Origin of the sequence: Paenibacillus sp. cl130 (genome assembly GCF_900116035.1) — a bacterium.
Lineage (GTDB): Bacteria > Bacillota > Bacilli > Paenibacillales > Paenibacillaceae > Paenibacillus > Paenibacillus polymyxa_B.
Map to the genome: position 1 here is coordinate 60,970 of NZ_FOYG01000010.1, position 12,335 is coordinate 73,304.

At 38.8% G+C, this 12,335-nt stretch carries 7 protein-coding genes and 1 pseudogene; all 8 read left to right on the forward strand.

Annotated elements, in window-relative coordinates:
• Positions 1 to 64: 64 nt before the first annotated feature.
• On the forward strand, positions 65 to 1,867 hold the full coding sequence (gene rlmD, locus BM358_RS22670) for a 23S rRNA (uracil(1939)-C(5))-methyltransferase RlmD (protein ID WP_028542002.1): 1,803 nt from the start codon (positions 65 to 67) through the stop codon (positions 1,865 to 1,867).
• A 744-nt stretch (positions 1,868 to 2,611) separates the two neighbouring features.
• On the forward strand, positions 2,612 to 4,165 hold the full coding sequence (locus BM358_RS22675; protein ID WP_028542003.1) for a type I restriction-modification system subunit M: 1,554 nt from the start codon (positions 2,612 to 2,614) through the stop codon (positions 4,163 to 4,165).
• Positions 4,162 to 5,412 (forward strand): restriction endonuclease subunit S, encoded by a 1,251-nt coding sequence (locus BM358_RS22680; protein ID WP_028542004.1) that lies wholly within the window; start codon positions 4,162 to 4,164, stop codon positions 5,410 to 5,412. The genes BM358_RS22675 and BM358_RS22680 overlap by 4 nt, the downstream gene beginning before the upstream one ends.
• A 1-nt stretch (position 5,413) precedes the next feature.
• Positions 5,414 to 6,619, forward strand: a complete 1,206-nt coding sequence (locus BM358_RS22685; RefSeq protein ID WP_028542005.1) for an AAA family ATPase — start codon at positions 5,414 to 5,416, stop codon at positions 6,617 to 6,619.
• The gene (locus tag BM358_RS22690) at positions 6,616 to 9,714 is read left to right on the forward strand and encodes a type I restriction endonuclease subunit R (RefSeq protein ID WP_028542006.1); all 3,099 of its coding nucleotides are present in this window, start codon (positions 6,616 to 6,618) and stop codon (positions 9,712 to 9,714) included. The genes BM358_RS22685 and BM358_RS22690 overlap by 4 nt, the downstream gene beginning before the upstream one ends.
• 14 nt (positions 9,715 to 9,728) lie before the next feature.
• A pseudogene (locus BM358_RS22695) lies at positions 9,729 to 10,208 on the forward strand (N-6 DNA methylase); the annotation flags it as partial.
• A gap of 361 nt (positions 10,209 to 10,569) precedes the next feature.
• Complete coding sequence (locus tag BM358_RS22700; protein ID WP_028542008.1) at positions 10,570 to 11,547, forward strand: tRNA dihydrouridine synthase; 978 nt, start codon at positions 10,570 to 10,572, stop codon at positions 11,545 to 11,547.
• A 66-nt stretch (positions 11,548 to 11,613) separates the two neighbouring features.
• Complete coding sequence (locus BM358_RS22705) at positions 11,614 to 12,183, forward strand: SF0329 family protein (RefSeq protein WP_028542009.1); 570 nt, start codon at positions 11,614 to 11,616, stop codon at positions 12,181 to 12,183.
• The last annotated feature ends 152 nt before the right edge of the window (positions 12,184 to 12,335 follow it).

Genomic DNA, 12,335 nt, shown 5'->3' on the forward strand with positions numbered 1-12,335 from the left:
CATTCTAATTAGACGTCCGAAGGAAAATACCGCATAAAAAGAAGATCAGAAAGAAGTGACAATCATGATGAATAACCGTAGCGGACGTGGAAAAAGCCGCCGGAATGCAGCGACAGCAACTCCTGTTCAAGGAAATCAGCACAAAAAGACTATGAAGGCGACAAGAGAGAGAGAACCGGAACAGTCTCGAGTTAGAGCTGGAAATGGGCTGCTTCAAGCCGAAATCAAACATAAAAATGGAAATATGAATGAAGTGGCTCAGAAGAAAAGGGAAAATGGACGAAATATTCGTCGTTCTTCCAACGGTGGACGAAGTCAGGAAGCTTCCAATCGTAACCGATCCAGTGCAGAGCGTACCGATCTGCCTGTGCAAAAGAATGATGAGGCCGTGATAGACATCATCGGCATGAACCACGATGGCGAAGGCGTAGGACGTGTAGAGGGTTTTACGCTGTTCGTTCCAGGTGCGTTACCGGGGGAAAAGGTACGGGTAAAGGTGCTGAAAACGAAAAAGCAGTATGGGTATGCCAAGCTGCTGGATATCGCGCAGGCTAGCCCTGACCGAATTGCAGCTCCGTGCGCCATCTACGATCAATGCGGTGGCTGCCAGATCCAGCATATGAGCTACGAAGCGCAGCTTAGCTGGAAACGCCAGCATGTCGTGGACGTGCTGGAGCGTATCGGGAAGCTGAGTGTGGCTACAGAGCCCAGTGAGCATACTGCACAGGTTTTGGCTGCTTCTGCGGATACAGATGGTGAGGCCGATACAGTCACGACTTCTGATTCGGCCATGAATGCGGATGGAAATGCCGACAGCATGTCGCGTGTACATGGCGTAGTCGTGCATCCTACACTCGGTATGAGTGAGCCTTGGCGATACCGCAACAAAGCCCAGGTGCCGATTGGTGTCACTGAAGGCGGGCTTGTCGGCGGCTTCTACGCACGCGGTAGCCATCGAATTGTGGATATGAACACCTGTCTCATTCAGGACGAGCGTAATGACGAAGTTGTCGCACGTGTGAAAGAGATTGGCCGAATGCTGGGCATCAGTGCATATAATGAAGAAACCGGACGTGGGCTGCTGCGCCATGTCGTTGTAAAGACTGCTTTTCGCACGGGTGAAATGATGCTGGTGCTCGTGACGAATGGGCGAGATATTCCGCATGCAGATGCGTGGATCGGCAGTATCCGTGAGCATATCCCACACGTGGCAAGCATATGCCAGAACGTGAATACGAAGCGAACGAACGTTATTTTTGGCGACGAGACTCGTGTACTGTGGGGTCGTGACGTGATCTACGACTACATTGGAAACGTACAGTTTGCGATTTCCGCGCGATCCTTTTATCAGGTGAATCCCGTACAAACAGAAGTGCTGTATAGCAAAACCGTCGAATATGCCGGGCTCACGGGCAAAGAAACGGTAATTGATGCGTATTGCGGCATCGGCACGATCTCCTTGTTCCTCGCTCAGCATGCAGACCAGGTGTATGGGGTGGAGATCGTCAAAGAAGCCATCGACGATGCACGAAGTAATGCGCTATTGAACGAAATGCGTAATGTGAAATTTGAGGTAGGCGCGTCCGAAGACGTCATTCCTGCGTGGAAAGAGCAAGGCATCACCGCCGACGTTATCGTCGTCGATCCGCCCCGTAAGGGCTGCGATCCACGCCTGCTCGATACCATTCTGGAGATGAAGCCAGAACGCGTGGTGTATGTATCCTGTAATCCAAGCACACTGGCACGGGATTTAAGAATATTGGAGGATGGCGGGTATAGTACAGTGGAAGTACAGCCTGTGGATATGTTCCCGCATACGGTGCATGTGGAGAGTGTGGCATTGTTGGAATGGCGGGGTTTGGAATAAGTGAATGTTTGAGTTGGGGACGGATTGGGGACGCGTCTGATTTTGTATTCTTACTTGTTTCTTGGATTAGTATTTTGATAAGTAAAAATTGAACTTATGAGCAAGATTAGGGATTCGCATATATCTGGTAATTCTATAAGAGCTTTGCACTTCGCTGAATAAAAAAGAAAGTACAACCGGCTAGCCTTTAATACTGAAGACTTTTACGCTTAAACTCGTGCGTTGGCAGTTTTGCTCTAACTTACGCTTTTCATTAAAATGCCTTGCACTCAGGTAAAGTCATGAACCACTCGCTAAAGCATAAGGGGCTATTCGTTTTAAATTGCCGTGCATGCATCTTTGGTTGTAAAACTTTATTTAGTCATCCAATGACGAATACTCGCGTCGGCGAAATAGGTTGTACTCCAAAATGCTGTGGAATGGTTCGAATTACTAAGCGTTTTGCCTTGTTTTAAGTAGGACGTAGCATCCCGCGTCCAAGGTTTTTTGGAGCATTTCGCAGATCCATGGCAGCTGTACACAACGGCTCTCATTAGCAGCCCACAATCGAACGGCCGAAGACATCTCGTTTCATTTGGTATAATAAATTCGAATGGAATTCTCTATTCTAATTAGGGAACTTAAGAGATGATAGATGTACAAGAAGAAAATATTAAGAAAAGCGTCTAGAAAAGCAGGAAAACAGAGAAAAATCGGGCTTTTGGAGTTTCGAGAATGCTTATTGTAAAAATCGGAGGTATACAAATGTCAAGTGCAGTACAACAACAACGTGCAGGATTACAATCTCAAATCTGGAAAATAGCCAATGACGTTCGTGGCTCAGTAGATGGATGGGATTTTAAGCAATATGTTTTGGGAACTCTTTTTTATCGTTTTATTAGTGAGAATTTTTCTAGCTATATTGAAGCCGGCGACGAAAGCATCAATTATGCAGAACTTGACGATAGCATTATAACTGAAGAGATCAAAGAAGATGCCATCAAAACAAAAGGTTATTTCATATATCCGAGTCAATTGTTCTCCAATATTGCAAAAAACGCCAATGTTAATGAAAGTTTGAATACAGATTTAGCTGCTATATTTTCTTCTATTGAAAGTTCAGCAAACGGTTATCCTTCTGATCTGGATATTAAAGGGTTATTTGCTGATTTCGATACGACAAGCAATAGATTAGGAAATACGGTAAAAGACAAAAACAGTCGTTTAGCTGCTGTCATTAAAGGCGTGGAAGGGCTTAATTTTGGTAGTTTTGAAGATAGCCACATTGACCTTTTTGGTGATGCTTATGAGTATTTAATCTCTAATTATGCTGCTAATGCAGGGAAATCCGGAGGAGAATTCTTCACACCGCAGCCTGTATCTAAACTTATTGCACAATTAGCGATACACAAGCAAACTACTATTAATAAGATTTATGACCCGGCTGCCGGTTCAGGTTCCTTGCTCTTACAAGCCAAAAAACAGTTCGACGCTCATGTTATTGAAGATGGTTTTTATGGACAGGAGATCAACCATACGACGTATAACCTTGCTCGTATGAATATGTTTTTACACAACATCAATTACGATAAGTTCAACATTGCATTGGGAAATACGCTTTTAGACCCTCAATTTGGTGACGAAAAGCCTTTTGATGCGATTGTATCGAATCCTCCTTACTCCGTAAATTGGATCGGTAGCGATGATCCAACGCTTATTAATGATGAACGATTTGCTCCTGTGGGCGTATTAGCCCCAAAATCCAAAGCCGATTTCGCCTTTGTCCTTCATGCGCTTAGTTACTTGTCAAGTAAAGGACGTGCAGCGATTGTTTGCTTCCCTGGCATTTTTTACCGTGGTGGCGCAGAGCAGAAAATCAGAAAGTATCTGATTGATAACAACTTTGTTGAAACGGTTATTTCATTGGCGCCGAACCTATTTTATGGGACTTCAATTGCGGTTAATATTTTGGTTCTTTCCAAGCATAAAACGGATAATAAAACTCAATTTATAGATGCTAGCGGTGTGGATTTCTATAAAAAAGGAATCAATAATAATGTACTGACAGATGAACATATTGAGAAAATTATGAGCATGTTTGATTGCAAAGAAGATGTTGAGCATGTTGCGAAATCTGTTGATTATGATGCAATCGTTCAAAATGATTACAATCTGTCTGTAAGCTCCTATGTGGAAGCAAAAGATACAAGGGAAATTGTTAATATAAATGAGCTGAATGCAGAAATAAAAATGACGGTAGCCAAGATCGATCAGCTTCGTGCGGAAATAGATAAGGTTGTTGAGGGGATTGAATCATGATTAAGCCCAATTTTATAGAGGAATTGCTTGATGGGGTTCAGGTTGAGTGGAAGACTTTGGGGGAGATTGGCGAATTCACACGTGGCAAAAGGTTTGTAAAAACCGATATGCTCTCAGAAGGTTTCCCATGTATTCATTATGGAGAAATGTATACACATTATAATATCTGGGCAGATAAAACTAAATCATTCGTGAGTCATGATCTAGCCTCAAAGCTACGAGTTGCAGAACATGGTGACGTAATAATTGTTGCTGCTGGGGAAACAATTGAAGATATTGGGATAGGTACTGCTTGGCTTGGTCCTACAGGAGTTGTTATTCATGATGCTTGTTTTGCATATAGAAGTTCTTTGAATCCTAAGTATGTTTCATACTTTTTGCGAACCAAGCATTTTCATGACCAAATTAAGAAATATATATCTTCAGGGAAAATTTCTGCGATTAATGCGAACGGCCTAAGTAAAGCCCAAATTCCCATCCCACCTCTAAAAGTACAGGAAGAAATCGTCCGTATTTTGGATATCTTAACAGAGCTTACAGCAGAGCTTACAGTAGAGCTTACAGTAGAGCTTACAGCTCGTAAAAAGCAATATACCTATTACCGTGATAAGTTGCTGAGTTTTGACGAGGATGAAGTTGAATGGAAGGCTTTGGGGGAAGTTGCTGAAAAAATTTATTCAGGTGGGACACCTAAAACAGGTGTTACAGAATATTGGGAGAATGGTACAATTCCTTGGATGAGCTCAGGAGAAGTTAATTTAGAAACTGTATATGCTACAGAGAAATATATTACTAAATCAGGTTTGGAAAATTCTAGTGCTAAGTTTGTTCCCAAAAACTCAATTGTTATTGCATTGGCAGGACAAGGTAAGACCCGTGGAAAAGTTGCAAGAATTAGAATTGATTTAACAACTAATCAATCTCTTGCTGCATTAACGTTTGATGAAAGTAAAGTTAATACGGATTATATTTTTCATTATTTAAAAACTCAATATGATAATTTACGTCAAATATCCTCAGGAAGTGGAACTCGTGGTGGTTTAAATTTACAGATGATTTCAAATTATAAAATACCTATTCCCACTACTTCTGAACAAGCACGCATCGTATCTATTTTAGACAAATTCGACGCCTTGACATCTTCAATCACTGAGGATTTACCTCGTGAAATAGAATTGCGTCAAAAACAATTCGAATATTACCGTAATATGCTTCTTAGCTTTCCAAAAGAGGAGGTAGAAGCATAGTATGGGAAAGAGTTTAAATGAAATTGCACAACAGTTAAAAGATAATGGAAAAAACGTTCAATTAATTTATGCTTTTAACGGAACAGGTAAAACAAGGCTCTCACGAGAATTCAAATTGTTAATTGCACCGCAAGGAAAAGAGGATACTGAATTTGAGGAATTAGAAGCGGTTAAATTTCTTTACTATAATGCTTTTACGGAAGATTTATTTTATTGGGATAATGATCTACAAAATGATACTGAACCAAAACTGAAAATCTATCCGAATTCTTTTACAAAATGGATATTTGAAGAGCAAGGACAAGATGGTAATATTATTAAAAATTTCCAAAATTATTCGGATAAAAAATTAAATCCGCGTTTTAATGAAGAATATAGTATTAAAGATAAAGATGGAAAAGATATAACAATAGGTGCTTTTACAGAAATAACTTTTTCATATGAACGTGGTAATGAAGAACGTTCTAATAACATTAAAATTTCAAAAGGTGAAGAGAGTAATTTTGTATGGTGTGTTTTTTATACTCTGCTTGAACAAGTTATTGATGTATTAAACGTAGTTGAACCAAGTAATAGAGGAACAAATCAGTTTGACCAGTTAGAGTATGTATTTATAGATGATCCTGTAAGTTCATTAGATGATAATCACTTGATTGAATTAGCAGTAGATTTAGCACAATTAATAAAATCCAATATACCAAACCTTAAATTTATTATAACTACACATAATCCCCTTTTTTATAATGTACTCTGTAATGAATTTAACAATTCTAACAGGGAAACAGGCTACAACAATAATAAACACTTTAAAAAACATAGGTTAGAAAAGAAAGAAGAAGGCATTTATGAGCTCATATCTCAGCCTAATGATTCGCCTTTTTCTTATCATCTTTTTCTAATAAATGAAATCGACAAAGCTATTGCATCTGAGCAAATATATAAATATCATTTTAACTTTCTTCGAAACATTTTAGAGAAAATGTCCACCTTTTTAGGTTATTCTGATTGGGGAGATTTGTTATTACCTGTTAAAGGAAGTCATGCTGCATATGAAAAAAGGATTCTGAACTTATCCAGTCATTCGAAGCATTCAGGTGAAGAAATCGTTGAACTAACAAATGATGACAAGAATGTTTTAAGGCATCTTATTAGTGAAATTAAAGAGATATATAGGTTTAAAAAATTAATTAAGGGGGGAAATGAATGAGCGATTTCAAACCCATTGTAGAATCAAACAACTTCATCGTTCTGGATAAATATACGAAGATCGATCAGCAAGGAGCTGATTATCAGACAGAAGCTGATTTGGAACGAGAACTGATTCAAGATTTGGACAATCAAGGTTATGAACATCTACCAAGTTTAACCACTCATGAAAAAATGCTTGCTAATGTCCGAGTGCAACTGCAAAACCTTAATAATGTACAATTTTCAGAAGCTGAATGGTTTAGATTTTGTGAACAGTTTTTAGATAAACCCAGTGATAACCATATTGATAAAACACGTAAAATTCATAATAATTACATTTATGACTTTGTCTTTGATGATGGGCATATTCAAAACATCTACCTAGTGGACAAAAAGAATATCGCCAATAATAAAGTGCAAGTCATTTCCCAATTTGAACAAAAAGGAACGCAAGCCAACAGATATGATGTTACCCTTTTAGTCAATGGCTTACCTTTAGTACAAGTAGAGCTTAAAAAACGTGGGATTGCCATACGTGAAGCCTTTAATCAGGTTCATCGATATAGTAAAGAGAGTTTTAATTCAGAAAACTCTCTGTTTAAATATTTACAGATTTTCGTGGTTTCTAATGGGACAGATAGCCGTTATTTTGCTAATACGACTAAACGTGATAAAAACAGTTTTGATTTTACGATGAATTGGGCTAGATCAGATAATACCCTGATTAAAGATTTAAAAGATTTCACAGCTACATTTTTTCAAAAAAATACTTTACTGAATATACTACTGAAATATTCCGTTTTTGATGCGAGCGATAATCTACTGATTATGCGTCCTTATCAAATTGCGGCTACAGAAAGAATTTTATGGAAAATTAAAAGTTCACACTTATCCAAAAATTGGAGAACCACTGAAAGTGGCGGATATATTTGGCATACAACGGGTTCAGGGAAGACGCTTACAAGTTTTAAAGCAGCTCGTTTGGCTACTGAACTGGATTTTATAGATAAAGTATTTTTTGTTGTAGATCGCAAAGACCTGGATTTTCAGACGATCAAAGAGTATCAGCGTTTTTCTCCTGATAGTGTTAATGGTTCAGAAAGTACCGCAGGATTAAAACGTAACATTGAAAAAGATGATAATAAAATTATTGTGACGACGATTCAAAAACTGAATAACCTAATTAAAAGCGAAACAGAGTTACCTATATATCATAAGCAAGTGGTATTTATTTTTGATGAAGCCCACCGTTCACAATTTGGTGAAGCTCAAAAAAATATCAATAAAAAGTTTAAGAAGTTCTATCAATTTGGATTTACAGGTACGCCTATTTTCCCAGAGAATGCGTTAGGTTCTGAAACGACTGCTTCTGTCTTTGGTCGAGAGTTACACTCTTATGTAATTACGGATGCCATTAGAGATGAAAAAGTTTTAAAGTTCAAAGTAGATTATAACGATGTACGTCCCAAGTTCAAAACGATTGAAAAAGAACAGGACGAGAAAAAGCTATCGGCCGCAGAAAATAAAGAAGCATTACTACATCCTGAACGGATTAAAGAAATTTCTCAATATATTCTTCATAATTTTAAAATAAAAACCCACCGTTTAAATGCGAATGGAAAAGGATTTAATGCCATGTTTGCTGTGAGCAGTGTTGATGCAGCCAAACTCTACTATGAATCATTAAATAACTTACAACAGGGAAGCAGTAAACCCCTTAAGATTGCGACAATCTTCTCCTTTGCTGCTAATGAAGAGCAAAATGCTATAGGTGAAATTCTTGATGAAACTTTTGAACCTTCAGCAATGGATAGTAGTGCAAAAGAGTTTTTAAGTTTAGCCATTAAAGACTATAATGCCATGTTTAAAACCAATTATGGCGTAGAAAGTAAGGAATTCCAAAATTATTATCGTGACCTTGCTAAACGAGTAAAAGACAAAGAGATCGATTTATTGATTGTTGTAGGCATGTTTTTAACCGGGTTCGATGCTCCTACATTAAATACTTTATTTGTTGATAAAAATCTCAGGTATCATGGTTTGATGCAAGCCTTTTCGAGAACAAATCGTATCTATGATGCAACTAAAACCTTTGGAAATATCATTACGTTTAGAGATTTAGAACAAGCCACTATAGATGCTATTACTCTTTTCGGGGATACAAACACTAAAAATGTAGTGCTGGAAAAAAGCTACAAAGAGTATATGGAAGGGTTTACTGATATCGCAACGGGGGAAGCCCGGCGTGGTTATGTAGACGTAGTAAAAGAGCTGCAAGAACGTTTTCCTGATGTTGAAGATATTTCTACTGAAAAAGATAAAAAAGAGTTTGCCAAGCTTTTTGGTGAATATTTGCGTGTTGAAAATATTTTGCAGAATTATGATGAGTTTTCAAGTCTAAAAGCTTTACAAACAGTAGATCTCAATGACTCTGAGGCTTTGGAAAATTTTAAATCTACTCACTATATGAATGATGAAGATATAGCTGCCATGCAAGAAATTAATGTACCAGAAGAAAGAACGATTCAAGATTATCGTTCATCCTATAATGATATTCGTGATTGGCTTCGTCGTGAGAAAAACGGAAAACAAAAAGACAATTCCTCTATTGATTGGGATGAGGTTGTCTTTGAAGTAGATCTTCTAAAATCACAAGAGATCAATTTAGATTATATTCTTGAACTTATTTTTGAAAATAACAAAAAAATAAAAGATAAAGAATCGTTGGTTGAAGAGGTACGTCGTTTAATTCGTTCGAGTGTAGGGAACCGTGCGAAAGAAAGTTTGATCATCGATTTTATTAATCAAACAGACTTGGATAATATTCAAGATAAAGCAAGTATTATTGATGCCTTCTTCTCATTTGCTCAAAAGGAGCAAAAACGTGAAGCAGAAGAATTGATTACTACTGAAAGCCTTAGTGAAGAGGCCGCAAAAAGATATATTTTAAATTCATTGAAAAAAGAATATGCTAGTGAAAATGGAACGGAGCTTAATGAAATTCTTCCTAAAATGAGTCCTCTTAATCCTCAGTATTTAACAAAAAAGCAGAGCGTTTTTCAGAAAATCTCTGCCTTTGTAGATAAGTTTAAAGGAGTAGGCGGAAAGATTTAATAAATCTAAAATAGCATGGTGTCTTGTTCCGTGGTATAGCAGAAGGTGCGATTCGCCAAACGATCATTGAGAAAAACTATCTTGATACAGTTATAGGATTACCTGCTAACTTGTTTTATGGCGTATCCATCCCAACTACGATCTTAGTATTCAAGAAAAATCGTAAAACAAAAGACATCTTGTTTATCGATGCAAGCAATGAATTTGAAAAAGGTAAAAATCAAAACAAACTTACTGATAAAAACATCAATAAGATTATAGAAACGTACCGAAATCGTGTAGATGTTGATAAATATGCTCATGTGGCATCACTTGAAGAAATCAAAGCAAATGAGTTTAACTTAAATATTCCTCGCTACGTGGATACGTTTGAAGAGGAGCAAGTCATTGACCTTGATAAAGTAAATAAGCTACTAGAGCAAGATAAACAAGAAATCGCTGAACTTGAAGCCAGAATCAATGAACAGCTGAAAATTTTGGGTATTCATGTGTAGAAATTGACGAAAGGGGTCAAGGATATTATTCCTCGGCTCTCTTTTTTAAGCCATTCGCATGGGAACGGCGTAAGTTGGGGGAAGTTATGCCGTGCAGTATTACTATGAACTGCGGCGCAGTACGTTATAGAAGATGGCAAGGAGGGGCGGCGCTCTTCCTTTTTTTGCGAGTCTTTTGGGGAGTCTGCTCCTCTCTTGGGTATGATATACTCATTTAGATGTCTATGCTTAACATATACTGCCGTTTGAACTACGTTGCTTAAACGTGTTATATGTGAAGAAGAAGCAAGGACATGAACAGGTTAGCTTTACCATTTTGGGACCAAAGATTTGTCCTGGTATTTATAGAGGAGTTTTTGATATGACGAATAATTTTTGGCGTGATTTGCCACGACCTTTTTTTATACTGGCACCGATGGAAGATGTGACGGATGTTGTGTTTCGCCATGTCGTAAGTGAAGCAGCCAGACCGGATGTGTTTTTTACGGAGTTTGCGAATACAGAGAGTTATTGTCACCCGGAGGGGAACAAAAGTGTACGCGGGCGTTTGACTTTTACAGAGGATGAACAGCCCATGGTGGCCCATATCTGGGGAGATAAGCCGGAATATTTCCGTGAAATGAGCATCGGTATGGCGAAAGAAGGCTTCAAAGGCATCGATATTAATATGGGTTGTCCTGTAGCGAATGTAGCGGAGAATGGGAAGGGAAGCGGCCTGATCTGCCGTCCCGAAATCGCAGCGGATATCATTCAGGCCGCCAAAGCCGGGGGACTGCCCGTCAGTGTAAAAACAAGGCTCGGTTTCACTGCCGTAGATGAATGGCGCGACTGGTTGACCCATATTTTGAAACAAGACATTGTGAATTTGTCCATTCATCTGCGGACAAGAGAGGAAATGAGTAAAGTAGACGCTCACTGGGAACTGATTCCGGAGATTAAGAAACTTCGTGATGAGGTGGCACCAGATACACTGCTGACCATTAACGGAGATATTCCGGACCGTCAGACCGGCTTGAAGCTCGCTGAGCAATATGGTGTGGATGGCATTATGATTGGGCGTGGTATTTTCCAGAATCCATTTGCGTTTGAGAAGGAGCCGAAGGAACACAGCAGTGAGGAATTGCTTGAACTGCTGCGGCTTCATCTAGATCTCCATGATCATTATTCAGCGCAGGAGCCACGTTCGTTCAGCCCTCTCGCCCGCTTCTTCAAAATATATGTCCGTGGATTCCGAGGGGCAAGTGAACTCAGAAACAGCTTAATGAACGCCAAATCAACAAGTGAAGTGCGTACATTGCTTGATGAGTTTGGAAGCAAGGAACATGATGAGGTAGAGTAACGTGGAAATTAAATTGCCAAGTTGGGGAACGGGCTGTTAGTAGGCATTGAAAACATAGGAGGGTATATGTCCTGGAGTAAATTGAAGCAACAACTGGAGAGCTTCCGCTGTCCTGCGTTAGACGGAAGGGTCGAATACCGAGCGACCAGTTACCGTTATTTGCCTGATAAGTCTGGAATTTGTTATATAACTGTAGATAAGAAGAACATACTCAATATGAATGATATCACTAGTCCAATCAAATGGTATCAGACGGAGTTGGAGATCAAGAATGATCCAGATATCCAAGTTCCTATCAGCAATGAAGAAATTGAAGCGGTCAGAAAAGATACTAATGGGAACGTTCCGGAGGATCGTCTACAAGTAATTGCAAGAAGTAGAAAAATATCAGAGCATGCAAAGGAGCTTTTGTCAGCACAGGCCTCATTAAGCAAGTCTAATTTTAATGTTGTAGCTAATAAGTTTTTAACTACTTCTATAGAGGACAGCTTAGAGAGTAATGATATCTTATTGAATATTCTAGCTTTAGTGGACAGACGAGTTGGAAAAAAGCGAATATTAAACATGACCGAGAAGATGAAGTTAAAGCATCCCATTGTGCAGTATTTTTATGAGTTACGGCGCAGTACGTTATGAAAATAAATAACTTTCAATGATGAGGACACATCGTGTCAGGGTTGTTCTCACTGAAAACATGAATAAGGACTTGAAAGAAATCGGGGAAAAAAGTTGAGTGGAAAACGGGACAAACCCGCTTCCGTCATGTCTTTTCCCTGTTTTTTTATATT

Coding starts and splice junctions, on each gene's coding strand:
- rlmD (WP_028542002.1), top strand. CDS start 65: ATGATGAATAACCGTAGCGGACGTGGAAAAAGCCGCCGGAATGCAGCG.
- BM358_RS22675 (WP_028542003.1), top strand. CDS start 2,612: ATGTCAAGTGCAGTACAACAACAACGTGCAGGATTACAATCTCAAATC.
- BM358_RS22680 (WP_028542004.1), top strand. CDS start 4,162: ATGATTAAGCCCAATTTTATAGAGGAATTGCTTGATGGGGTTCAGGTT.
- BM358_RS22685 (WP_028542005.1), top strand. CDS start 5,414: ATGGGAAAGAGTTTAAATGAAATTGCACAACAGTTAAAAGATAATGGA.
- BM358_RS22690 (WP_028542006.1), top strand. CDS start 6,616: ATGAGCGATTTCAAACCCATTGTAGAATCAAACAACTTCATCGTTCTG.
- BM358_RS22700 (WP_028542008.1), top strand. CDS start 10,570: ATGACGAATAATTTTTGGCGTGATTTGCCACGACCTTTTTTTATACTG.
- BM358_RS22705 (WP_028542009.1), top strand. CDS start 11,614: ATGTCCTGGAGTAAATTGAAGCAACAACTGGAGAGCTTCCGCTGTCCT.